At 48.0% G+C, this 24,283-nt stretch carries 25 protein-coding genes and 1 pseudogene; 15 read left to right on the top strand and 11 right to left on the bottom strand.

Annotated elements, in window-relative coordinates; all coding sequences use genetic code 11:
• Positions 1-938, bottom strand: a pseudogene (locus SU32_RS17550) (IS3 family transposase); the annotation flags it as partial.
• Positions 939-1,072: 134 nt separating this feature from the next.
• On the opposite strand from SU32_RS17550, the gene SU32_RS14125 reads away from it, so the two are divergent.
• Both SU32_RS14125 and SU32_RS14120 read left to right on the top strand, forming a co-directional pair.
• A complete protein-coding gene (locus SU32_RS14125; RefSeq protein ID WP_054000023.1) occupies positions 1,073-2,806 on the top strand; it encodes a sensor histidine kinase in 1,734 nt (577 codons plus the stop codon).
• A 14-nt stretch (positions 2,807-2,820) separates the two neighbouring features.
• Positions 2,821-3,228: a response regulator gene (locus SU32_RS14120; protein WP_054000022.1), complete on the top strand. Its 408-nt coding sequence runs from the start codon at positions 2,821-2,823 to the stop codon at positions 3,226-3,228.
• A gap of 73 nt (positions 3,229-3,301) precedes the next feature.
• Here the strand turns inward: SU32_RS14120 and SU32_RS14115 are convergent, their stop codons facing one another.
• Both SU32_RS14115 and SU32_RS14110 read right to left on the bottom strand, forming a co-directional pair.
• On the bottom strand, positions 3,302-3,640 hold the full coding sequence (locus tag SU32_RS14115; RefSeq protein WP_054000021.1) for a glyoxalase/bleomycin resistance/dioxygenase family protein: 339 nt from the start codon (positions 3,638-3,640) through the stop codon (positions 3,302-3,304).
• A gap of 21 nt (positions 3,641-3,661) precedes the next feature.
• Positions 3,662-4,108 carry an SRPBCC family protein gene (locus SU32_RS14110; protein ID WP_054000020.1) on the bottom strand — a complete coding sequence of 149 codons (447 nt, stop codon included), beginning with the start codon at positions 4,106-4,108 and terminating at the stop codon, positions 3,662-3,664.
• 48 nt (positions 4,109-4,156) lie between these two features.
• Here SU32_RS14110 and SU32_RS14105 point away from each other — a divergent pair, with 48 nt between their 5' ends.
• The gene (locus SU32_RS14105; RefSeq protein ID WP_054000026.1) at positions 4,157-4,513 is read left to right on the top strand and encodes an ArsR/SmtB family transcription factor; all 357 of its coding nucleotides are present in this window, start codon (positions 4,157-4,159) and stop codon (positions 4,511-4,513) included.
• 939 nt (positions 4,514-5,452) lie between these two features.
• On the top strand, positions 5,453-7,204 hold the full coding sequence (locus tag SU32_RS14100) for a bifunctional helix-turn-helix transcriptional regulator/alpha/beta hydrolase (protein ID WP_054000019.1): 1,752 nt from the start codon (positions 5,453-5,455) through the stop codon (positions 7,202-7,204).
• 26 nt (positions 7,205-7,230) lie between these two features.
• On the opposite strand, the gene SU32_RS14095 is transcribed toward SU32_RS14100, so the two are convergent.
• Positions 7,231-7,944: a hypothetical protein gene (locus SU32_RS14095; protein ID WP_144421151.1), complete on the bottom strand. Its 714-nt coding sequence runs from the start codon at positions 7,942-7,944 to the stop codon at positions 7,231-7,233.
• A 182-nt stretch (positions 7,945-8,126) separates the two neighbouring features.
• Positions 8,127-9,068, bottom strand: a complete 942-nt coding sequence (locus SU32_RS14090; protein ID WP_082376767.1) for a LysR family transcriptional regulator — start codon at positions 9,066-9,068, stop codon at positions 8,127-8,129.
• An 88-nt stretch (positions 9,069-9,156) separates the two neighbouring features.
• Between SU32_RS14090 and SU32_RS14085 the strand changes: the two genes are divergently transcribed.
• A complete protein-coding gene (locus SU32_RS14085) occupies positions 9,157-9,771 on the top strand; it encodes a class I SAM-dependent methyltransferase (protein WP_054000017.1) in 615 nt (204 codons plus the stop codon).
• 10 nt (positions 9,772-9,781) lie between these two features.
• On the opposite strand, the gene SU32_RS14080 is transcribed toward SU32_RS14085, so the two are convergent.
• Positions 9,782-10,498: an SDR family NAD(P)-dependent oxidoreductase gene (locus tag SU32_RS14080; protein ID WP_054000025.1), complete on the bottom strand. Its 717-nt coding sequence runs from the start codon at positions 10,496-10,498 to the stop codon at positions 9,782-9,784.
• Between the two features lie 34 nt (positions 10,499-10,532).
• The gene (locus SU32_RS14075) at positions 10,533-10,826 is read right to left on the bottom strand and encodes a winged helix-turn-helix transcriptional regulator (RefSeq protein WP_245625551.1); all 294 of its coding nucleotides are present in this window, start codon (positions 10,824-10,826) and stop codon (positions 10,533-10,535) included.
• Positions 10,827-10,996: 170 nt separating this feature from the next.
• On the opposite strand from SU32_RS14075, the gene gstA reads away from it, so the two are divergent.
• The 3 genes from gstA to SU32_RS14060 are packed head-to-tail and all read left to right on the top strand — an operon-like array spanning position 10,997 to position 12,213.
• On the top strand, positions 10,997-11,608 hold the full coding sequence (gene gstA / locus SU32_RS14070; RefSeq protein WP_054000015.1) for a glutathione transferase GstA: 612 nt from the start codon (positions 10,997-10,999) through the stop codon (positions 11,606-11,608).
• Entirely contained in the window at positions 11,605-11,985 is a 381-nt protein-coding gene (locus SU32_RS14065; protein ID WP_054000014.1) for a nuclear transport factor 2 family protein, read from the top strand. Before gstA ends, SU32_RS14065 begins: the two co-directional genes overlap by 4 nt.
• Positions 11,986-11,988: 3 nt before the next feature.
• Positions 11,989-12,213, top strand: coding sequence for a tautomerase family protein (locus tag SU32_RS14060; protein WP_054000013.1), 225 nt, complete (start codon positions 11,989-11,991; stop codon positions 12,211-12,213).
• Between the two features lie 139 nt (positions 12,214-12,352).
• Here SU32_RS14060 and SU32_RS14055 read toward each other — a convergent pair whose 3' ends face one another.
• Positions 12,353-12,709: a winged helix-turn-helix transcriptional regulator gene (locus SU32_RS14055; protein WP_054000012.1), complete on the bottom strand. Its 357-nt coding sequence runs from the start codon at positions 12,707-12,709 to the stop codon at positions 12,353-12,355.
• A gap of 109 nt (positions 12,710-12,818) precedes the next feature.
• On the opposite strand from SU32_RS14055, the gene SU32_RS14050 reads away from it, so the two are divergent.
• Positions 12,819-13,931, top strand: coding sequence for an oxidoreductase (locus SU32_RS14050; RefSeq protein ID WP_082376764.1), 1,113 nt, complete (start codon positions 12,819-12,821; stop codon positions 13,929-13,931).
• A gap of 197 nt (positions 13,932-14,128) precedes the next feature.
• Here SU32_RS14050 and SU32_RS17165 read toward each other — a convergent pair whose 3' ends face one another.
• Both SU32_RS17165 and SU32_RS14045 read right to left on the bottom strand, forming a co-directional pair.
• Positions 14,129-14,464 (bottom strand): SDR family oxidoreductase, encoded by a 336-nt coding sequence (locus tag SU32_RS17165; RefSeq protein ID WP_281175893.1) that lies wholly within the window; start codon positions 14,462-14,464, stop codon positions 14,129-14,131.
• Positions 14,465-14,567: 103 nt separating this feature from the next.
• The gene (locus SU32_RS14045) at positions 14,568-15,425 is read right to left on the bottom strand and encodes a GntR family transcriptional regulator (RefSeq protein WP_054000011.1); all 858 of its coding nucleotides are present in this window, start codon (positions 15,423-15,425) and stop codon (positions 14,568-14,570) included.
• A 47-nt stretch (positions 15,426-15,472) separates the two neighbouring features.
• On the opposite strand from SU32_RS14045, the gene SU32_RS14040 reads away from it, so the two are divergent.
• The 4 genes from SU32_RS14040 to SU32_RS14025 all read left to right on the top strand — a co-directional run bounded on the left by SU32_RS14040 (position 15,473) and on the right by SU32_RS14025 (position 19,730).
• The gene (locus SU32_RS14040; protein ID WP_054000010.1) at positions 15,473-16,426 is read left to right on the top strand and encodes a Bug family tripartite tricarboxylate transporter substrate binding protein; all 954 of its coding nucleotides are present in this window, start codon (positions 15,473-15,475) and stop codon (positions 16,424-16,426) included.
• Between the two features lie 235 nt (positions 16,427-16,661).
• Positions 16,662-18,167 carry a tripartite tricarboxylate transporter permease gene (locus tag SU32_RS14035; protein ID WP_054000009.1) on the top strand — a complete coding sequence of 502 codons (1,506 nt, stop codon included), beginning with the start codon at positions 16,662-16,664 and terminating at the stop codon, positions 18,165-18,167.
• Positions 18,157-19,287, top strand: coding sequence for an enolase C-terminal domain-like protein (locus tag SU32_RS14030; protein WP_054000008.1), 1,131 nt, complete (start codon positions 18,157-18,159; stop codon positions 19,285-19,287). The genes SU32_RS14035 and SU32_RS14030 overlap by 11 nt, the downstream gene beginning before the upstream one ends.
• The gene (locus tag SU32_RS14025; protein ID WP_054000007.1) at positions 19,287-19,730 is read left to right on the top strand and encodes a tripartite tricarboxylate transporter TctB family protein; all 444 of its coding nucleotides are present in this window, start codon (positions 19,287-19,289) and stop codon (positions 19,728-19,730) included. Before SU32_RS14030 ends, SU32_RS14025 begins: the two co-directional genes overlap by 1 nt.
• Positions 19,731-20,057: 327 nt before the next feature.
• Here SU32_RS14025 and SU32_RS14020 read toward each other — a convergent pair whose 3' ends face one another.
• Entirely contained in the window at positions 20,058-21,536 is a 1,479-nt protein-coding gene (locus tag SU32_RS14020) for a DUF2971 domain-containing protein (RefSeq protein WP_054000006.1), read from the bottom strand.
• A 477-nt stretch (positions 21,537-22,013) separates the two neighbouring features.
• Here SU32_RS14020 and SU32_RS14015 point away from each other — a divergent pair, with 477 nt between their 5' ends.
• Positions 22,014-23,801: a hypothetical protein gene (locus SU32_RS14015; RefSeq protein WP_144421150.1), complete on the top strand. Its 1,788-nt coding sequence runs from the start codon at positions 22,014-22,016 to the stop codon at positions 23,799-23,801.
• A gap of 350 nt (positions 23,802-24,151) precedes the next feature.
• Positions 24,152-24,283: DUF3489 domain-containing protein (locus SU32_RS17605; RefSeq protein ID WP_144421149.1), on the top strand; the 132-nt coding region annotated here is incomplete at its 3' end.

Raw genomic sequence — 24,283 nt, 5'->3', positions numbered from 1 at the left:
GCTCTGCATTGGCTTGCCGGGCTGGATGTAATGCCATTCGACATTTGTTTCCTGAGACCATTTGAGAATGGCCATACTGGTGAACTCCGTGCCGTTGTCGCTAACAATGGTATTTGGTCGGCCACGTTGCCTGATCAAAACGTCGAGCTCTCTGGTGACGCGCATTCCGGACAGTGAAGTATCGACCACAAGCGACAGACATTCGCGGCTATAGTCGTCAACAACAGCCAGCACACGGAACCGCCGACCGTTGGTGAACGCATCCGACACGAAGTCCAGGCTCCAGCGTTCATTGGCTCGGCTTGGCAGTAACATCGGCCTTCTAGTGCCCAGTGCACGCTTACGACCGCCGCGTTTGCGCACTTGCAGCTTTTCTTCGCGATAAAGCCGCCGCAATTTCTTCTGGTTCATATAAAGACCCTGACGTTCCAGCATGACGTGAATCCGCCGATAACCAAACCGTCGTCGCTCAGCAGCAACCTGCTTTATAGCTTCCCTGAGATGAGCATCATCAGGCCGAGTGCTTTTGTAACGAACACTCGACCGATCTACCTTCAGAACTTCACAGCCCGCCGTTCGCTCACCCCGTGCTCGGCACAAAGGTGAGCAACTGCATCTCGCTTCGCGACAGGCGTCACCACTTTTTTGAATTGATGTCTTTCAGCATGGCGTTGTCGAGCATTTGTCAGCTAACAGTTTCTTGAGCTTCGCATTCTCTTCTTCCAGAGCTTTTAGCTTGCGTGCATCCGAAACATCCATGCCGCCATACTTGGCATTCGCCTTTGGTCTCGAACCAATGGCGCTTCAAAGGCTTATTATTTGTAAAAACTCGCTGAGCTGATGTCATACTTGCGGCAGACATCCGCCGTCGGCGAACCGGCTTCCTGTTCTTTGATCATCAATATGATCTGCTCTTCTGAAAATCGTGAACGCTTCATAATCCGTCTACAAGTGTTGGGACGAACTCTACTCAAAAATGGAGGAGTTTTAAGGTCTCAGGTCACTCCGTTAATTATATTTTCACTCACACGAAGGACGCTACGCTTTAAGGTAACACCACTTAGGAAACTTTATGCTAGGTCTAAATCAGAGTGTCGTCGGCAATGTGCCGTGTTTGGGCTTGGCAGGTAACGAGATACTCCGTCTTGGTTATTCAGATCAAATACTTGCTCAAATAATTCCAAAAATTTTGCGTGTCATCGTTGAGACAGCTTCCTTAGAATTGCAGCCGAAAGGAGCACTTTACCTCAAGAACGTGGCTTCAGATGATATAAAGCTTGCTGGCTTATACAATCTCGAGTGGTCGCAGATTGATCCTTCGTTACAACTTGGTTTGGAGTTTCATCTAGAGCAAAACTGTGAAGCTGAAACGGATCGCATTTTGGTTCCCGTAATTAGCGACTTGGATCAGACAATTGGCACGCTTGTATTTTATAAATCGTGTGCTGGACCTTATGCGCACAGTGAGGCTTTGGCCGCTTTGGTTCGCGAGGTTGCTTTTGTTGTTTGCGCAAAACTGAAGCAAGAGTGCGACCAACCCGCTCCTCAACACATGCTAGCGGAACAAAGTGCCAAGAACGACGACAAAACGATATTGCACGATAGTCTTCATGAGCTTTTGCGTACCACAGTTGACAATTTTCCCGGCGGCATTTGTGTTTTGAGTTCAGATTTGACAGTCATCATGGTCAACAAACGTTTATACGAGATCCTTGACCTACCGGAAACAACATTCCCTGTTGGTTGCAATTTCGCAGATATTCTAAGGTTTTATGCGCGCCGAGGAGAATATGGCCAAGGTGATGTCGAAGAGTTGGCACAAATACGAATTCGGCATGCAAAACAGTTTATCGAAGATACATTTGACCGCGAGACAGCATCGGGCCTCTTCTTAGAGGTGCGAACGACGCCGTTAGCGAGCGGCGGCTGCATGGTGTCATATCTCGACATAACCGCTCGGAAAAAAGCTGAAAAAGAGCTTTTGCAGCACCGTGATCGGCTTGAGGGACTGGTTACAAGCCGCACTTCGGAGGTTGAACAACAAGCACGCAAATTAAAGCGTTTGCTCGTTCGGGAGCGTCAGGTGAATAAACAGATGAGCCAGTTCGTTGCCACAGCGTCACATGAGCTTAGGACTCCGCTTGCCATTATCGACGGTGCGGCACAGCGACTAGCCCGTACCAAATCCGAAGTCACACCAGATTTTATCAGTGGTAAAGTTGATCGAATCCGTGGCTCAGTATCGCGAATGGTTGAATTAATGGAAAGCTTTCTGGCTTTCGGACGTCTTGAACAAGGTCTGCTTGATATCAAACCGGAAGCCCTGTCTATTAGTGATTTAATCCGACATTGCGTTGCTGATCAGTTGAAGGTCAGACCAAGCCATGAAATCAATCTGGATATCGATGAACTGCCGAGCTTAATCATGGCAGATCGATCAGCTTTGCAGCAGGTTTTCAATAATTTGCTGTCTAATGCGATTAAGTACGCACCAAATTCGCCTGAAATTTTCCTTCGCGGTTGGTGTGAGAACAACAAGGTATATGTATCTGTTAGGGACCAAGGTCTAGGCATTGATGCTGACGATCTTCCGAAACTATTCGAGCGCTATTTCCGCGCGCGCAGTTCGTGCGGGATAGCTGGAACAGGAATCGGTCTCAACCTCGTACAGCAAATTGTCAAACTACACGGTGGTGCAATAACTGTCCAAAGCGAAATAGACCAAGGAACGGTTTTTACCGTCGAACTCCCTAACTTTGTCAACGCTCCAACCCGTTGCAAAATTCCTGCAATAGAAATTGCTTAAAACGAAAGACAAACATGAGTAATATTACAATTCTGTGCGTAGAAGATGAGGCCGAAATTCGCGCATTGCTAGTGGAAGAACTCGAAGATGCTGGTTTCAAGACATTACAAGCCGCGAACGGCCGTGAAGGCTTGGAAACAATTCTGGCGAAGTGGCCGGATATTGTAATATGTGACGTTACTATGCCAGAGATGGACGGACACGAGCTTTTGGCTGAGATTCAGCTCAATCACCCGGAACTTTCCAATGTACCGTTCATTTTTCTGACTGCTTTGGCGGATAAGGAAAACATGATCTTGGGTCTCCAGAGCGGTGCTGCAGATTATCTTACCAAACCAATCGATTTCGATATTCTACTTGCGAAGGTAACTGGATGTATCACCCGCATTGAAAACGACAAGAAAACCGGTCGAGCTTTCTAGGGGATTTGGTTGTAAAATATTATTTTCATTGTGATGCCCGGTAATCAGCCGGGCGGTGACAGGAATTTACTGCTCATCCCATCTGCTCTTGGCGCAGTAAGATCACAGTTCCTGCAGGATCTGATGTCCAATGACCGGTCACATTGGTCAACGGTTCTAGCTCATCACGTTTTGGGCTGCCCAGAGATGCGAGTGCTGCATCAGGGTTCTCGTCAAATAGCTCTATCCAAACGTCTGTCTGACTTTGTTGCGGGACGCGGTCTATCCACAAAGTGATACTGCCAAAATTGAAGCCTGTGCTGTTGTCCAACTCACGGGCAACTGACAAACCCACCTTGTCACGATAGAAGGATACGGTGTCTTCCCATTGATGCAAGGGAACTTTGATGGCTATGTTTTTCCCAGGTTCCATTTGATATTCCTCCTTTTTTGATTACTTGTAAAATCCATCCCGCAAATTGATCCCGTGTTCCAGCCAGGCTTTCATAGCGCAAAGCATCATTGTCCAGCCTTCGCAATTGCCGAAGGATGAAGCTAAACCGTCTTCCGTTTCTGGCCAGCCAAACTCACTAATACGTACTAATGTGCGGTCGTCTTCAAGTGGGCTGAACTCCATGGTCACGGTCGTCCAGGTTGAAGCTTTCTGGTCTGCTTCCCATTGCAAGACGATTTTTTGGTTCGGTACCACCTCTTGCACCAGAACAGGAAAAGCGCCCGGAAAATCGTGGAAATCCCATGTTACTTCTGCCCCGGTTTCCAGTCTTCCTTTAGCCCCGCCGGTGGTAAAATATTGAGTAAGACGGTCCGGTTCAACGACAGCGTCGAAAACTTGCGCAACCGGTTTTGATATTCGCCCCGCCACCGTGAATTTTAGCTCCATGATAGAAAACCTCCTTGTTTAATCGCTAATATGTTATATAATTATAACATGTCAAATGAAAACAGATATGATGCTATATTCAAAGCACTTGGCCATCGCGTGCGGCGGCGAATATTAGACTTAATTAAAGGTGGTCCGAAGACGACCGGCGCTCTATGTGAAGTATTGGCGGATATCGACCGCTGCACGGTTATGCAGCACCTGTCTGTGTTGGAGAAAGCTGATCTTGTGGTCGTTGAACGGCGCGGCCGGGAGCGATGGAACCACCTTAACGCTCTGCCTATCCATGATATTCAGAAACGTTGGGTCGGACCTTATGCTGCGATCGCTTTGCTTGCAGATTTGGAGAATTTGGCCGGTGAAGACTCGCTGCCGGAAATCTCTATAGACAAGAGTGCAGGCTGAGAGGCATTAGAATAAGTTGTCAAGGCTGCGTTCTGTTGAAAGCATTTTTTCTATTGGAATAAATACATTCTCGTTGCGGTGTATTAATTCAAAACTTCAAATTGAACATATTACAAAGTGCTAACCGCTGTTGGTCATTGATCTGGTATTGATGCCACACGAGATCGTCACATTATAATGATCAGTAAAAAGCTCGCTGACTTCACATCCAAATTACTGGGCCGACATGCATTGCCTATAAACTGCCAGCTCCGAAATTGTCTATCGAAGTATTCTTTGTTCTACTCGGCTGCCTTGGCAAAATATCAACTCATTTCTAATAGAATTTTATACCTATATTAAAATCAACAGAGAAGAATACTAGTATAGAAGGTAAAAATTGCCGTTGTCTGGAATGAAAATGTAATAGGTCGAATATAGACTGTAAAATGTATTAATCGAGCTCGGCGTAAAGGTGTATCGCTGCCCTAAACGACATTTAAGATGTTTCATATTATCGTAAATAATAGTTGACGGACTTCAGTCATCATCTCTTAGAATCCTTACAGCAACGCCATCTGAATCTGTTCGTCATCAAGGATTTATGGACAGATTGCAGTTTATCGTCCAGCCATTCCGCGAATTCTCTGGCGAGACGTTTAAGGTTTGTTAGGATTTTCGTAAGCTCGGCTTTCCGCTCGGTGCTAATGCATTCGCAAATTCAATTGCTTGATGAGAGATGTCACAGGCTTAATCGGTGACAAGTATTGTAAGTGGCTTTTTACTATGTCTCCGAACAATAATTTTCAGCTGGCGAAATCGCATGGAAATGTAGAACTGTGCTTCTTACTCCCCATGACCCTTAAGGGTTAAAGACGTCGCTGAGATATAAGTGTAGATTACATCCGAAAATAATGAAAAGATTGATTGTTTCCTACCTGACTGACAGGCGTCAATATAATGAGTTCAAAAACGGGACCTGAGAAAGCTACTCAATCTGAGCGCCTTTTGCATCTACTGGACAAAGCATACGAGGCCCCGTTTCAGCCTGATAATTTCCATGAATTGATGAAGGCTGCACACAACTTTTATTTCGAAAGCTGGGATGATTTATCTGTCACTGACATTAAATCTGCAAACTTTGCAAACGATTCCACATTGGCAAGCCACCTCAATCGAATTGAGCTACTGATACGCGAACGGGAACTTGAAAACCGTTCCCACGCGACAAATCTCAATAAGCCGACTTTAATCGCTCTTCTCATAAATCCGGACACGTGGATATGCGAGGGAAACCATTTGGCGGCAGAATTCTTCGGCCAACGTTTTCCATGTGCTTTCAAAGAGTTGAAGCTGGAAAAATCCTCACTTAATCAATTGAAGAAGATGGCCCAGCGGGCATTATCTTCCGGGTTCAATAATGAAATTTGCCGGGTGAAAAGAAGCGATACAAGTGTTGCGAGCTTGGCAAAATGTGGCGTTTGGATCAATCCTGAGGAAAATGAAGCCAATCAGAAAAAGGGGTTGGCAGTATCAATTGCCCATTTTAATTGGACACCGAATGCTCTTGGTTTTTGTCAATCGATGTTTCAGCTTGCCGATTCAGAAACGAGCGTTCTTGCCGCGCTTCTAAATGGTAAAACCCAAGCTGAAATCGCCGCTGAGCGTGGCCGCAGTGTGGAGACAATCAAAGCACAAGCTAAATCAATTTTGCGAAAATCAGGATGCTCAAAAGTTTCTGATTTGATGGTTCTTGCGACGACTTATGGCTTGCTTGTTGATCCGGGGGGCGAGAGAAATTTTCAAACGAGCGATAAGCCGCTTGACTTTGCAAGACCAGACAAAATCTTCATGAGCAAAGACGGGCGAAAGATCAGTTATGGTATTCATGGCGATACTAACGGGCAGGTGGTGCTTTTCGTTCATGGACTGGTGCACGGCCCTTTTTTCCCGGCAGATATGATTGCGGCATTTAAAGAAGATGGACTGACAGTGATTGCACCATCGCGCCCGGGTTTCGGATTAAGCGATCCGCCTGAAAACTGGAAGAACTTTGACGAAATTGTAATTCAAGACGCTCTTTCGCTCTTAAACGCTAAAACTGAAGGGCCTGTTACCGTGGTTGCTCACCAAGGCGGGGTCAGTCACGCTTGCAGAATTACAAATGCGCTTGGTGATCGGGCAAAAAATATGGTGATGATCGGAGCCGGCATACCAATTGACGAGAAAAGACATCTTGAGGGAATGGGGCTGCAAACGCGTATTGCTGCCATGGGTGTAAAATATACACCACGGTTACTCGAGACGATGATCCGAATAGGCATAGCGAATGAGCTTCGAAGGGGCGTAAAGCCATATTTACATCATCTATTCTCGAATTCACCAATCGACCAAAACTTACTTGATGACCCGAATATCTATCCGATCTGCGAGGCCGGTATTCTGCACATGATTGAGCAAGGGCCAAAAGCAATGGTCAATGACGGTTCAGCGGCAATGGCCGACTGGAGCGGTGATTTATTGAGCATCACCTGTCCGGTCATTTGGGTCCACGGAACTATGGACCCAATTATGCGGCTCGATTTTGTTCTTGAATATGTCGGTCAACACAGGGGTGATCCCGTGATTGAAGTCGAAAACGGCGCAGGAAATATGCACCTTTCCCACGCCGATATTTGCTACAAAGCTATTTTAGATGCGGCCCGAAATTAACGAACGCTAATTTATGATTGCGTTCACTAGCCGCCGCGTCTCCACAAAGTAACAGGCGTTCCATCTGCCAGGTTTCCGGAGAAGTAGTTAATACCGTCACGTTTCAGTTGTGCAATTGGTGCGCCATTCTTGCCTTCAACCGCGAGCGTCGCGTTATAACCGGTAAAACTGTACCCCAGCGCAAAGCGGTTGACGGCAGCTAATTGCGGGTTTGAACACGTCAGATTTCTCATGTTGCCCCCTTTGGCGTCACGCAATTTATAGCCACTTGTTCGACCGAAGCCTTGAGCAATGACACCTGCGCCAGTACGAATTTGAATTTCGCAACCGCAATTACTTGACCCGTCTGTTGCCATCCATTTGCCGCCCAAGTCCTGCTCTGTTCGTACCACTTGGCTTGCCAAAGTTGCGCCTATGGCACCGCCGCCAATAGCCCTGTTAAGTAAATTTCGCCCAACGTTTCGCGCGATGTTTTTACCAATGGCATTCTTGGCAAAATCTGCACCCTTTGCAGGTTTTGCTGGCGGCCCGCTCGCCAATTCAATCGCACATTTTCCGGCAGCGCCGCTGCCCGATGCGGTGGTTGCAGCAGCAAAAGAACTTGGCTTCGTGCTTACATCAAACTCTTCAGATGCGGCTATCTGACTCTTTCCTGCATTGGATTCCATACCGCCGGAAGTGGATTGGCAGCCGGTCAACATCAATCCCGTAATTAACCCCGCCCCAAGTCGCTGATACATTTTCCCTAGAACCATCACCCTTAATCCCCCAGTCCATCTTGATGCTTGGTGGTGACATATGAACTGGATTTAAGGAGGCGGAACAATCACCCTCAAGGGTGACAATGCATAGAAATATAACGCTTAATTGCGCTTTTCACTGAAAACAGTAATCCGGATCCGTTTATGAAAAAGAGCAGCAACTAAATCGATGCTACTTGAGAGAAAGGCTGCGCCGTTCGGCTAAATGGCAAATGTTTCTGCAACAGCGTGTCAGCAAGATGGTCAAAAACAAATCTGATACGTTTGGAAGAGTTCAGCTCTTTGTGTGTGGTCAGCCAGTAAGGCACCGTAACAGGCTCCAACTGAGCGAGAACCATTTTCATTTCGGGAAAATAAAATGCCAGATCATCAGTCATGGGTGTTAGCCCCATACCTTGTCTGGCTAGTTCCCACCCCGCAGGGCCGTTTGTCGTTAAGACGCGCAAGTTTTCTTGCGTTACAGGCAATCCCCAGCTGTGAAGAAACGTCAGTAATTCATCAGCTTCTCCGATGCCAACAAAGGCCGCATTTTTGGTGTCGTCGACAGTATCGATTGGACCATGCCGGTCCAAATAGGATTGACTGGCATATAGTCTGCCCTTTGCCTCTCTTACCTTTCGGCTGATTAATTCCGGCTGGCTGGGCGCAACATGTCTTATGGCTATATCAGCTTCGCGCCTTTGCAGGTCTGACAGGCCGTTATATGCGACAATTGTTAATCGGATTTGGGGCGCTATTTTTTGAAGGTTCGCCACGATCTGAGGCATCACATATAGAGCCATTATATCGCTAACGGAGACACAAACATCCCCGGATGCCGATTGTGTGCGTCCGGATGCGATAAGTGATGCCTGATTGGCAGCTTCCCCCATCGCCTGGATATGCTCAAGAAAATCGCGTCCCGCCGGTGTGAGCAAGAGCTTGCGACCGATCCGTTCAAACAGAACCAAATTCAATGCTTCTTCAAGTGCAGCCACCTGACGACCCAAGGTCGGCTGGGTTAGCTTGAGTTTCTTTGCTGCCGCGGAAAACGAGCCGGTTTCTGCCGTTGTCAAAAACGCTCTTGCTTGGTTCCAGTCAAAGTTCGAAGAATGCCAGTCCATACATAAATGCATAACATATCGGCAAATTTAGGCAATTCCATTCTATTCTATGCGAATATATTACAAAAAGAAAACGCAAGGATGTATTATGAACAGCACAAAATTTTGGGATAAAGCCGCGGCAAAATATGCGAAAAGCCCAATCAGCGATATGTCTGGCTATCTAGAAACCTTGGAACGTATCCGCACAGTTTTAAAGCCGCACCACCGCGTTCTGGAAATTGGTTGTGGAACAGGATCAACCGCGCTGGAATTGGCCGAGGGTGTTGACCAATATACGGCGACTGACGTTTCTTCAAAGATGATCGCTATCGCAAAGAGTAAACAAAGCGCAGACACGCCGAAGAATTTGCGCTTTGAAACGCAAGAGGCCGGTAAATTGGCAAACGGATCGCACGATGTGGTGCTGGCATTGAATCTGTTGCATCTCTTGCCGAACTTGGAAGATGTCTTAACTCAAATCCATGATGAATTGCCTGTCGGTGGTCTTTTTATCTCGAAGACGACTTTGCTTACTGATGGGGCTTGTTATTTGCGGCCGATGATCTCGGTTATGCGCCTGTTTGGCAAAGCACCCTATGTTCGAATGCTTGGCAATGCAGAGTTAAAAGATATGCTAAAATCAACAGGTTTTGATGTGAAAGAAACTCTGAGCCAAAGTGGAATAGCACCGCGTTTATTCATTGTTTGTCAAAAAACGTAAGCAGTTCAGCTCAAGGGTCAATCTGCTTTCCGTCCCAAGCGAAGCATTTGCCGCTTTGATCGCTTTCAAGTTTATCCAACACGCCAAGCATTTTTGATACCGAGAATTCGGGTGTAAAAAGCTTATCCTCAGCTACGTTGGATTGGAAAGGTTTTGATAATTCGCTTTGTACCGTTCCAGGGTGAAGGCCAACAATAACTGCTTGTTTGTTGCGTCTTGCCGCTTCGATAGCAGCAGTCTTTATGATCATGTTCAAGGCTGCCTTCGAAGCGCGGTATGAATACCAACCGCCGAGACCATTGTCGGATATACTACCGACGCGTGCTGATAACGCTGCAAATATAGACCGCTTATCTCTATTCAATTGGGGTATGAAGTGCTTGGCAAGCAAGGCAGGCAGGATCGTGTTGACTTCGAAAATATGACGCAATTTTTCTGCCGACAAATCGCGCAAAGATTTCTCAGGCATAATAGTATCGTTATGCAGAATACCGGTGGCGACAATTACCAAATCGAGCGGTTCGTCCTTTGACGCAAGTGAGGCGCATTCTTCAATCGATTTTTCATCCGCATAATCTATAGCGTAATTGGTGATATTTCCGGCGCCATCATCATGCTTGCTTCTGGAAAATGCGTGAATTTTTAACGCTGTGTGTGATTTCGACAAGTGAACTTTGAAAGCATTTCCAAGCGCACCAGAGCTGCCGATAATTGCTATGTTTTTCATAAACATGGTTCGATAACTGTTCTTGGTGTTACAATCAAAACTTGGCTTTCAAGCGGTGTCCTACCTGTACAATTGCATCCAGCGCCGGCAACAGTTCCGCGCCAAGCGGGGTCAACTCATATTCAGTTGAGGGCGGGGATGTGCGCTTGACGTGACGCACAAGCACGCCTTTTTTCTCAAGTTCGCTCAACCTTGCTGAAAGCACCTTTGCTGAAATGGGGGGTATGTCAGCGCGCAACTCGCTGAAGCGGCGCGGGCCAGCACGGAGCGACCAAATTACGTTGGGTGCCCAAGCGCCCGAAATTACAGCCATACATTCAGTTAACATGCATGGCTCGGGCGGAGCGGGGCTTTTGTTTTTGAGCATCTTAAGAGCCATTGAAGTTACCAGGTTTCTCTAGAGTAACGCGATAATGCAGTAACCAGAAGTAATTAGGTTGCTAAGTGAAACTACAGGTGTCATCTCGCTTTCGTCAACAACATTTAAGGACCAAGCAGATGAAACTTTATTATAAACCGGGAGCATGTTCCCTTGCCAGCCACATCGTTCTTTATGAGTTGGGTGTGCCATTTGAAATTGAGAAAGTGGATACAGCAGCAGGTTTGACGCAAAGCGGCGCTGATTACTCTAAAATCAATGCAAAAGGATATGTGCCAACATTGCAGATGACAGACGACGCTTATTTGACCGAAGGCCCGGCAATTTTGCAGTTTCTCGCAGACACTAAGCCAGAAACCGGTCTAGCGCCTGCAATCGGCACATTGGAACGAGCGCGCATGCTGGAGCAACTCACATTTGTCTCTTCAGAGTTGCACAAGGCTTTCGGTCCTTTGTTTAAAGAAGACGTCACCGAGGACGAAAAAGCAAACAGCCGCAAAGCTGTGGCGCAAAAGTTCAACAGCGTAGAGAGCCTTTTTGCTGATGACCGTGAAACGGTGACAGGCAGTAATTTCACAATAGCAGATGCCTATCTATTCGTGGTTGCCAACTGGGCAAATTTCACCGGTATCGACCTACAAGGTTGGCCAAAGCTTGAAGCATATTTGGCCCGGATCAGTGAGCGCTCTTCAGTGCAAATAGCAATGCGGGCGGAGGGACTGATACAATGACACCCGCAAACTTCGCTGAAGTCAGCCGTCTTATGGAGCGCTATTTCGACGGTCTTTATCATGCGGATAGCACGTCTTTGCGCACGGTTTTCCACCCGGAACTAGCCTATATTTGTGCCACAGAGGGTGACGAGCTGTTCCTCGATTTGGAAACTTACATGGCGCGCATTGATAACCGCGAGCCGCCCGCAAAGCGCAGCGAACCGAGAAATGACCAGGTGCTGGAGATAGTTTTTGCCAGTGAACGCATGGCACGTGTGACAGCGCGCATGACGATGATGGAACGCAGCTATCTCGATTATTTGACACTCATACGCCATGGCTCGGAATGGCGCGTTGTCACCAAAGTTTTCACCTATATTTCAAAGGAGTTTTGAACGATGCCTTACGTCAATATTAAAATAACAAAAGAAGGTGGCCCGAATGGTGCCGGACCTTCAATCGTGGATAAAAACCGCTTGATTGCTGGCGTTACCGAGCTGCTTCACGATGTTCTTGGCAAAAATCCTGCCACAACATTTGTTGTTATCGATGAAGTTGAATTGGAACATTGGGGCATTGGCGGCCTGCCGGTCGAGGAATATAGAAAGTCAAAAGCGACGTGATACCAAATGCTAATTGATATTGCTGCGCGCATCCGCGCGTCAGATTAGCTCTTAATGTAGATGGTTGGCGTTGCACAACGTAGACGCCAACCCTCAGCAAACTTAAGAAAAAAAGTTTGCCGCATGCAGGTCGGACTGATCATGGTTGTTTGGACCGGGATTCCTCGATCTTCTTTCCAAGATAGGTTTTGGACCATTCTTCCAAGTCGTCGAGTATAGGTTTTAATGTTTCTCCATGGTCACTTAGTCGATATTCGACACGAGGCGGCACCTGAGCGAAAACTTCACGGACAATGATATCATAGGCTTCTAGGTCTCTAAGCTGCTTTGTCAGCATTTTTTGGGTTATGTTTGGAATAGTGCGTTGGAGTTCATTAAAGCGCATGGTTCGCTGTGAAAGGCACCACAAAATCATGCCTTTCCACTTTCCACCAATTATGCCGAGCATTGTTTCTGTGGGACAAAAAAGTTGTTCTGGTTTGAAAATCTCTGACATAATTCTCTCTTTAGTATCCTTTTGGTGTGTATATGACAAAATAGTGCGTACTTGTCAAAATGTTATGTGAAATCTATCCGTGTCCTACGACAGAAACATGGAGAACATTATGTCACAAACACACCCTGTACTTACCAAATCAGCTATTAGAAAACTGGATATCGGTAATCGCTTGGTTCTGGCGCCTATGTCGCGTGCGAGTGCCCAAGACGATGGAGTTCCGACAAAGAATATGGCGAATTATTATTCCGAATTCGCCAAAGGTGGTTATGGCCTATTGATTGCTGAAGGTGCCTTTACAGATAACAAATTTTCACAATCATATTCTAACCAGCCGGGTATGGTGACAGACGAGCATCAATCTGGTTGGCGTGAAGTGACCGAAAAAGTCAAAGCCCATGACGGACGCATTATCTTGCAGCTGATCCATGCTGGTGCGCTCTCGCAGCATGTAGATAGACCGCATGCACCTTCAGCAGTAAGACCGCAAGGAAACATGCTGCAAGGCTATGGTCACAAACAAGGTGAATATCCAATACCGGAAATCTTAAGTTTGCAGGATGTCGAGGAAATCAAAAGAGGTTTTCTACAGGCATCTTTGCGCGCTCAAGAAGCTGGCTTTGATGGTGTCGAAATCCACTGTGCAAATGGCTATTTATTGGATCAATTTTTGACTGATGATACAAACAAGAGGGACGATCAATATGGCGGCTCTCTTGAAAATCGCATTCGTCTAACGTGCGAAATAATTCGAGATGCGCGCCAGAACGCACCTGATGACTTCATTGTCGGCGTACGGTTGTCTCAAGCAAAAGCCAATAATTCCGACTATTTTTGGCCCAATGGTATCGCAGATGCTGAAATTATTTTTGGTTCTGTGGCAAATGCCGGGGCGGATTACATTCATTTGGCAAGTGAGAAAAATGGGTATGCATATCACAGTTACACCAAAGATAATCGTAATCTAACCGAGTATGCGCGCGAGTTGACCGGACTACCCGTTATTGCAAACGGAGGTATGCAAGATATAGAACTGGCCAACAGCATTATTGCAGATTCCAAGGCGGACTTTGTTTCCATCGGTAAGACCGCAATGATAAATCCAGATCTTCCGAAAAAAGTTGCCTCAAATAACGCTGTTCAAGACTTTACATTTGATATGTTCAAGTTTGGCGTATCCATCGAAGCGCAGCAAAAATGGCAGGTCGAGGCTAAGAATTAACTGCAAAGGGATTAACGCGGAGGGCAGGTCAAAAACGGACGTTCTCTCTGCGCCTCCTTCGTTGCAAGGGTGGCTTGTGTAGCCAAGCCTTCTTAAAGCGGTGGCAGGCCAACAGCTTGCCGCCCTTCATATGTCTTAAGCGAAAAATCTGTGCCTCTATAGGCGTCGGCATTCTCGGTCATCAGCCAAACAATTGCCTATGCGACCCAGTCGGCAGGTATGTGGGCTGACCAATCAAGCTGGCTGATCGGGTTGATATTCGATGCGCGGATTTGTTCCTGCATATGAGTGGCGACAGTGCCGGGGCTTAGACCTATGACGCGAATTCCCTGGTCCCGGTATTCCTTATCAGCGACCCGCGTCAAAGACAGAACGCCGGCTTTCGTCGCGCAGTAATGGCTCCATCCTTCCCATGCAGATGTTGCAGCACCAGACGATATGTTGATGGTTTTCCTCAGTGTTGGTCTTGGCATAAGCGCAGAGAGAGACGTAGATCTGCAGCATGTGGTCGAGATAATTATATCTATTTTCACGGAGTTATTAAATAAAGAAAAACTGAAATAAACTTGTGAAGTTCAACTACATAACATCGTCAAGCGACGGGAAAACTCGACCGAATTAACTGGACTATGCAAGTCAGCGGTTGTTTTGTTTCCCCTCATAATGCTCCCATGCGACCATCATATCTTGCTTGGCTTTTAAGCAATGTGCCGCAGCAAGTATGGCTGCGGCGTTGGCATCTCTGTCGCTCACTGCTGCTTCGATATGGCGATGGTCGTCAATGACAACGCTGACACGCTCTCGCGGATATCCTAAATTGTTCCAAAGCATAGGAAGCAGGCGGCTGTGGCGCAGCTCAATTTCATCAGCCTCGGAGTTCTTTGCCGCGACGCTAATAGCAGCGTGAAATTTGCGGTTACAAGTCAATAGCTCCAAGACATCAGCATTTTTCGCGGCGGCTTCGAACTCAAGCCTTGCCGCGTTGATAGCGACCAATTGCTGAGATGTTCTTTGTTCGGCTGCGCGTCGAGCTTGCATCTGTTCGACACTTACACGGATATCAAAAAGATTTTCAAGAAAAGCGCGATCAAACCGTCGGACCCGAACCCCCTTATTGGGTTCTAATTCCACTAATCCTTCGCCGCCCAGCATACGCAGGGCCTCTCGCACGGGCATGTGGCTGGTGTCATAGCGTTCCGCAAGATCGGCGATCTTTAATCGCATTCCAGAAGAAAATTGTCCGCTCAGGATATCGGAGCGAATTCGTTCCAGTGTTTCATAATATCTGAGCTTCGTCACACTTTGATCCAAAACGCCCTCCGTTGTCTGACAGCACCTGCTGCAGGTTTCCACTTTGAGGCTAAAAATTACAATATCATTTTGATCAAATATATATAATTGATCAAATATATGGATAATATGGAAAAATATTAAGAATAATATTGCATATTTGATCAAAAATGGATATTCGTTGTGACGCAGCAGTGCATTCACGGGCGTAAAAGCGTGTGGGCATTCAACAAAATCAAAGGAGGAGAACTATGAAATTTTTGAGTTCGGTTGTGTTTGCAGCCACATTTTTGGGAACGACTTTCGCTGCCCAAGCTGAATTCCCTGAGCGGAATTTTCGGTTGATTGTGCCTTATGCCGCAGGTGGGGGCACCGATACAATGGCCAGAACACTGGCGCCAGCCTTGGAGGAGGCGCTAGGCCGTACCGTGATCGTTGTAAATGCTCCCGGAGCGCAGGGGCAAATCGGCACAGCCCAAATCGCGGATGCAAAGGCCGATGGCTACACACTCGGGCTGATTTCCACCAGTGATTTTCTGCTCACAGAGGCGTTAGTGCCCAATGTCAGTTTCAACATGGATTCGTTCGAGTTTTTGTCGACATTCAATATCTCTGCCAACGCGATTGTCTTTAATCAGGAGGTGCCTTTCGATACCTATGAAGGCTTTGTCGAACACGCCCGAGAAAATCCTGGTAAACTGACTTTCGGCGTCTCTGGCGACACACATGTTTATGAACTGATCCGCCAGGAAAATCAGAATGACATTGATGTAAATTTCATTCGTTTCTCCGGTGGTGGTGAGAGTCGCAATGCCCTGTTGGGTGGCCATGTTGATGGTTTGATGATTGATAAGTCATTCGTTGGTTCGCTCAGTGATTCCGGTGCAAAGGCACTAGCGGTTGCTAGTGAGAAACGGTTCGATAGCATTCCCGACGTTCCTACATTTGAAGAGTCTGGTGTTGATTTAATCAACGCATCTCGGCGCGCTTTGGTGTTGCCGACAGGTGTACCGGAAGATCGTATTGCAGCGATCATGGAAGCGATCGACAGTTTTGCCGGTGGTGAGGCATTTAAAGTCGAGCTTGAGAAAATAAACGAGGTGCAGGATTACATGAGCGGAGGTGATGTCGTTAAGTCGCTGACCACTCAGCTTGATGCCATTAATGGCGTCGTTAAAGCAAATCCGGAAGCATTCTCGAACTAGGTGAAATAAGCCGCCAATCAAGTCAATTGATATTGGCGGCTTTTCCTATAACGCACTTTGTTCTGAAAGATGGAGGCTCGATTTCGGAGCAAAGTCAGTTTCGCCTTGCAATGCGTACAACCAATAGTGTTGCTAAACAGTGGGCTTTAATCCGGCCTTCCGCCAGCTCAAATTCACCCATTTTTGATTCAGATTTTGTTCTGGATAGGACGTATTCCTCAATGAGTTTATTACAATGACACTGATCGATATCCTCATCCAGTTATTTAGTGTTGACACACTGCTGTTGACAGCAGGCGGAACGCTTGCCGGTATTCTGCTAGGTGCGATCCCCGGCTTAAGCGGGCCGATAGGCGTTGCGATACTTTTGCCTTTAACTTTCGGCATGGAGCCGGCCAACGGGCTGTTGATGCTTGGTGGGATTTATATGGGCGCTACAGTTGGCGGGTCGATATCGGCCATCCTGCTCAATGCCCCGGGTACCGGGGAGGCTTCTTGCACCGCACTTGATGGCTTTCCACTTGCTCAACAGGGTCGTGCAAAGGATGCTCTTTACTACTCCGTATTTTCGAGTTTTCTGGGCGGTTTGGCTGGAGTATTGGCGCTATTGTTCCTTACTCCATTACTGGCGTCCATCGCGCTGAAGTTTGGTCCCCCTGAAATGTTCATGTTGGGGCTGGCGGGTTTAACAATCGTTGGCAGTTTATCAGGCAGCCAGTTGAGCAAAGGATTTTTTGCTGTTTCGTTCGGCATTCTGATCAGCCTTGTTGGCACAGATATTAACACCGGGCAGTATCGCTTTACCTTTGGAATAAATGAACTTAGGGCGGGAATCGATCTAATTCCCCTGATTGTGGGTTTCTTTGCAATTGCTGAAATGGTCACTCTTGCCCGCACCGGAAGCGGCAGTTTTGTCGACGTCCCTATGCTCAATACTTCTTTTCTTGAAGCCGCAAAAAAGGTACTTCGGCGCGGTTTCCTTGTTTTACGGACTTCTTTGCTTGGCGTAGGTATAGGAATTCTACCGGGTACCGGCGGGGCTGTAGCTGCTTTTGTTGGTTACGGAGAGGCAAAGCGTATCTCGAAGTCTCCCGAAACTTTCGGGAAGGGCAATCCGGAGGGAATAATTGCGGCCGAGTCTGCCAACAACGCCGCTGTTGGAGGTTCGCTTATCCCGCTGCTGGCTCTTGGCATTCCCGGCTCGGCAACGGCGGCCATTCTGTATGGCGCACTTACTATCCAAGGTCTGGTGCCTGGACCCAAACTATTGACGGATTATCACGACATCACGTTGACTTTCATGTCGGGTATGCTGGTCACAGTCTTTGTCTTGTTGTTTGTTGGAGTTCTCAGCGCAAAGTTGTTCGCGCCAATTCTGAAGCTCAAGGTCGCATATATAATCCCTGCAGTGATCGTCTTTTCAGCTATCGGCGTCTATTCGGTACGTAACAGCCTTCTCGATCTGGGATTGATGATGGTTTTTGGGATTATCGGAATTGTGTTCAAGAAATTTAAGATACCACCGGCGCCGGTGCTACTTGGCAGCATTTTGGGCCCTATGGTTGAGCAGAACTTCGGCAGGACACTTCGCTTTGCCGGTTTCGAGGATCAATCATTCTTCACCTACCTGTTGTCGCGGCCGATATCGGCGATTCTTCTGGCTTTTGTCGTGCTGCTGATATTCGCCAACGTCCGCTCAATTGTAAAAAGCCGCGGACAGGAGACTTCCAATGAAGGTTAACGGATACAAAGTCATCCGGTTTGCGCCGCCGCGGGATACTTTCATTCTGATTATGCTGGAGACAGATGGTGGTTTGACAGGTTGGGGAGAAATTACGGGGAGCGGAAGTGACCGTGCCGCTGCAATTTTTGCGCAAGAAGCCATGCAATCTATTTTGGGGCGTGACCCGCTTGATATTAACGCTTGTATGGCCGATCTCCTGCGCTTCAAGGTCCCACCGTTGCGGGACCACTGCGCGATGACCGCCTTCAGCGGGATCAGCCAAGCGCTATGGGATATCAATGCACAGGCCGCTGGCCAGCCTCTTTACCGTCTTTTAGGTGATGGCAGAGAAACCACGGTGCCCTTATATGCAAATCTTAATCGTGGCCTTTTTCAAAATCGCAGTCCTGAAGCATTTGCCGCAAATGCTGCCAGCGCAATTCAGGAAGGGTTCGCTTTTGCAAAGGCAACGCCATTTGATGAATTGACGCCAGCCCATATGGATATGGATGTGGTGGAGCCGGGATTAAAGCGGCTGGAGGCTACCTGTCAGGCGGTAGGCGCCGAAAAGGTGGCGATAGACTGCCATTGGCGCTTCAATTTGAAGCTTGCCGATAGATTTATGGCTTGGACCAAGCAATATCCGGCCTTTTGCTGGATTGAGGATATTCTGGATATAAACACATCGCATATGGATGTCGCAGAATTTCGGTCAAAATATTCATGGGTTGTCTGGGCAGGTGGTGAGACATTGAACAACCAGCTGGACGCTGACGCGCTTCTGGACGGTTCGGCACGACCAGATATCTTCATGCCGGATGTAAAATATCTGTGGCCAATTGATAATTTGTGCGCACATCTGAACCACGCTCGTTCCCGCGGTTGCCGACTTTCGCTGCACAATCCATCGGGACCTGTCTCAACGGCGTTCTCTGCGCATGTTTGGGTTGCTTGCTCCGGTGACGCTCCGGTTGAATTTCCATATGGCGCCGTAACCGGAAGATCAGCACTAACTGGTCCGCAAGAACCTGTTCAAGGCGGTGTCTATTATATCAGTGACAAACCTGGCATCGGTATTGCGCCGACAAGTGAGGCACTTGAAAAGTTTGGCAATGTGCTAGCTGAGGGAGATCTTTGATGAAATTGTTCCGTGCCCGTGGGGAGACTTTAGTTACGACCGCTCTCTATCTTGTTGTGGCAGCGGCATTTGGTGTCCAGTTGGGTGGGATTGAAACACGCAGCAGAATTGTGCCGTTGATTTGCGTCGCATTAATCGTACTTTGTGCGTTGACAGCCCTCGTGATCCCAAGGCGTGAGAAGCTGTCTTGGTCGATTAGCAAAATGGAGGTTTCTGCAACGTTGGCCACCATACTGTATGTTGCATTGATTTTTGTTGCGGGCTTCTATGTTGCCAGCTTTGCGTTCACGCTTTTTATGGTCTTGTATCTGTCCGGTCTATCCGCCCGCGGTGTGGCAATCGCCTTGCTATATGCAATTTTTGTCAATCTTACTGTGTATCTCACCTTCACCCAGTTTCTGGAGTACATCGTTCCACAGGGTGTTTTGTGGAGCAGCATGTAAGCTTTCAAGCGAAGAGCATCTTGACGATGCATTTTTTGAGTTCCAGTCACGTTTCCAAGTTTTCTCGGAAGTGTTCGTGAACTCGTTCCATAATGGCAAGTTATGGGGCAATGCTAATTTGAGGGTGAGGGCGCTTACGGCCCATGGCAGCCGCTTAGTCAGTATTTTCGCAGTTTTTCACAGCGGACATACGTTGCCACGAAAACCTATCGCCAAGCACGACGACGACCATGCGGACAAAACGGACTTTTGCTGCGCCTGCGCCAATGTCCACTTTTGAAAAATCATAAGCGGTGTCTTATGCCGCCTGACATCACTTACCAAAATCTAGCAACTAGGTAGTGTCGGCGCGCCGGTTGTGAGGTCCAACTCGAAGCAATCCATCTTGCCCGTGCGAGAATTGTACCGCGCTTGATAAATCTTGAATGGACGGTCCGAAGATCTATTAACCAATTTCGGTTCAATTATCTGAAGAGTTTTGACCTGGTTGGACATCTTTACGTTCATCCCGAAGATTATTCCTTCGAGAGTGTCAAAGTCATACGTGAAAGTGCGATCTTCAGGTTTATCGAGTATGCCTAAGTTGTCATGCAGTACGACGCGGCGCTCTTCTTCATGTCGCCAATCTGGATGTTTGCTGAGTAGTGGAGGCAAGAAACGATCCCAGTGCTCACCACGCCATTTTTCTGTAGCAGTTGGGTCTGTGAGATGACTTGAAAGTGGGGATACCTTTCCATCATCATCGGTGAACCAGCCATCCATAGCATCTTTTTGTGAAATTCGTCCAAGGTTCGAGAAAAATTCCAACTGAGGGTGCTCAGAAGTGTAATTCACAGATCGGAGTTCTAAGTCCTGTCCTTCTCGAAAAACTCTACTCTGTTCGCCTCGGCTCGCTTGGAAACCTCTCGCACCTCTCAACCGTAGGGTCTGTTGATCCGGATCGCCCAGCGTTCTGAAAATCAGACAGCAACCATTGTGCTCGTTTGCGTAGTAGCTCCACATTGCAACGTTGTCGTGACGCTTAGAAAAGCAAGCTACATACCAAGGCGGATAAATCAGTTTCAATAGGCATCTGAGATACTCGGAAGGGAAGTCGAATATCAGACTTTGTTTTTTATGCGAAGCAGTTTCAGAGTTGTTGAAAGCAGTATGAAGACCGATGCTTGCACTGACCATCTCTTGTACTTCGAAAACGGCTTCCAACACAGACTCACCATGATCCGCTGCCAATTTTGGAAGAAGGTTTTGCATCGCGCGAAGATTGGCAGCCATGCTTGCTTCATCGAATTCCAAGCTATTTCTGGCTTTCATAAAGCCTTGGTCAGACACGGCCTTCTGAATTATCTGTAGCCAGTGGAAATGCACGAGGCGCAAATGCTGCTTTAACTCAGTGAACGAGATATCACGCTCTGCGCCCGCCAGGAAATCCAGCAATGTAGTGTGCAGTTCGGTCTGCTCGACGGACTGGATGCATTGCTTCAGAAAGTCTCGCATTTGAGGGGTTGGAACGTTGTCTAGGGTTTGGAAAACACTGATCGCATTCGCATCTAGTGTCTCATCATCCCTATGTAGCAATGCTTGGGTGATGCGATTTTCCAAACAGATTACGTAGTTGCGAAGAAGATTTCGCCATGTAACGCGATCCCCACGCCAAACAACTCTACGCAACCCTTCCATTGGATCGTTCAAGCTTTCGGCGGGCGCGAAATAGATACTTTGATTTTCGAGTTCAGCACGCTCGCCGAGTAGTGAATTAATTGAGCGGTATCTAAATATGTTGCGGTCAAAATTAGGCTTTGATGTCATAGTTCAATTCACACACATAAAATCGCGATCTGAAGTCGCTATCGGCTCATACGAGGCGCAAGCTGTTTGAGCTGACAAAGCGCAGGCAAACAATTCAACGATATCGCTGCTGATTTGTATCTCCATACACGAATTTCATCACTGTACGATACCCGCGACATCTCTAAGCACATATTGATGCGCCTTGCAGCATCGGTAGAAAGGGGCTCAGAGCAGAAGTTTGCCGCGGTGCAACATCGGTTCGTTTTATTGAAGACGCTAACGACCTATAACGGCCCAAACCGGCCATCCACCGAGCACCTTATTGCTGCAGCGAGGCTTTCGCATTGCCGACATTTGCGGATCCTGCAGGTCGACTGCGCGAGGGAGAGTTCCTGCCAAATTGACGGGTAGCCTACGTGTCAACTAAGTGGCATCAATCGAACGATGAAATGCCCTCCGATTCGAAAGCTGGCCATTGTATCTGATGACGCCGAATTGGCGGCACGCCTCTCGTGCGTTTTCAAACGTCCGGGTTACTACCTGCCGATTCTCGACGGTCCGCGAATGGCGAGACCGGATGGTAGTAGCGAGGCCGTCCGACGGAACAATGCGATCGCCAAAGCAGGTGTAACCAAGATCGCTCTTGCTGACCTCACCGCCGAGCAACATGACGCAATGACTAATCTGCTGCCGTCCAAGAGCATTCTGACAACCACCTCGCACGACTTGAATGAGGTCCTTCGGGAAAGGCCCCCGCCGTCTGTCCTGAAATGGGGAAGAAACAACATAGGTGTTGGTCTCCTCACGGCGTTGCGGGGCAATCAGCTTCTTGAGTTCATTGATGGCGCCGAGACAAGAAACGCTGAACTGAAAGGCAGAGAACACTTGGTCGTTTGCGAGGCCGGGGAACCGCTCAGTGAGGTCATTGCCGCAAATTATGCATTCGCTCTTGATGCAGATCTTCTCATAATTTCGGAGGTAGACAAGGACGCTGCTGAAGGCCTCACCGAAGAGTTATATAGTCTGTATGACCTCCATGGCCAGAGCGCCACCGACAGTCTGGTTCAACTGGCCAAGCGTGTCCGAGAGCTATGCCCCGCTGTCGTCCCGCCTGACGGTGGGGGCATCACATTCTTCACCAGCCACATTCCATACGGCTTCGGCTTTCCCGAAGTGCCTTCTACACATCTCAAGGTTTATCCCGATCTCGGCGTTTCCGTTTTAAACGGCCTTGCTGCTGGAAATGCGGATACAACAGGTGTCCGTTTTGCTGTCCTAGTGGACCCAGGCCAAACACCGGCTCCGGAGGTCAAGGCGGTTGCACAATCGCTGGCCAAACGCAGGGTGTTTGTTCGCGGTTATCCTTGGAAGACTGCCAACGTCAGAGACATTACAAATACCGTAGAACTCTTTCCTTATGATTTCTTACTTTTCGCCACGCACTGCGGCGATACCGATGGCTATCGGTTCACGTATGAGTTTAATGACTCCTCTGGCCAAACCCGCCGCCTTGTCGTGGATACCGCGATTGGGGTCGCTCGAACAAATGACCCTGACATGCTAAATGTTATGCAGTTCCAGCGCTTCCATGAGCTTGATGGGGTCAGTTGGAGCGATCCAAAGAAATCGGAAAAGATAGAAGTCGGCACGGCAGTAAAAGACTTCGTAGAGCTAAACCAGGCGAAGGAACTCGAACCAGTTGAACGAGAGCTAATACCCCGCGTTCTCGGCTCGGCGGCGCTAAAGTTGGCCGATCACAACTACATCGCGATGCCGAGGGAGCTCGCCGACCATGGCTCGCCAGTAATCTTTAACAATGCTTGCGCGTCGTGGCATCAGCTTTCAGGTCGTTTCATGTTCGCCGGTGCCCGTGCCTACATCGGCACACTTTTTCCCGTTACTGGTACTGAAGCAGCGCAAGTCGCTGAGTTCTTTGTCGAACATGACGAGGGGATACCGTTGGCAGAGGCCCTTTGGCGCGCGCAGAACAAAACCTATGACCAATCACAAATGCGCCGACCGTATGTTATGACTGGTGTCTACCCTCAGAATCTACACGTATTCCAAGACGACGTTCCGTCCTACATCCAAAGGCGACTCGAAAGTGCGCTAGATAGCTGGAACGAACACACCTCGCAAAGCGATTTCGAGAAAAAACTGATTGCGGAAATACGGGACTATTACCGATCTGAAATTGATTGGTTCAAGCAGAAGTGGGGAAAAAATACTTCAAAAAGACAGACGAGACGTGCCAAACGAAAAAAGCGCCTCTTCCTGCGCTAAATTACGTCGCTACTAACAGAGAATACTGGCTTTAGCGTTGGACCTAGCCCTTTGGAGGAGCAAAATAAATTGAACTTTGGAACGTCTGCTTCTCTCAACTGAGGCAGGTCTTCTCGCGATTGCAGCGAATGTCTTCTTCCCGCCCATTGTGGTCACTACCGCTAGTGGATCCTGCATTGAACGTGCATGCATTGGCATCCTGTAAAAAAGCTAAACTTCCGGCTGGACTCGCTGCCTAAAGGAAGCAGTACTGAGCCTGTCATGCATGTTTGATCCCTTTTCGCCCGGTTGCGGGCTCTGCTCAGTACAAGGCCGATGATTGGCTTTGGGTACAGAGCGGAGAAGCGAAGATGAGAACAAGTTCACCCACGCTTAGTAAAGGCGATCAACTGGTTGCCATGCTGAAGAGGCCCAATGGTATGCGGGTGTCATTGATTGGCGAGAAGCTGAGTTGGCAGGCGCATACGGTGCGCGCTGCGATC

This window comes from Ahrensia marina (assembly GCF_001293565.1).
Lineage (GTDB): Bacteria > Pseudomonadota > Alphaproteobacteria > Rhizobiales > Rhizobiaceae > Ahrensia > Ahrensia marina.
This window is presented reverse-complemented; position numbering and strand designations above follow the sequence as displayed.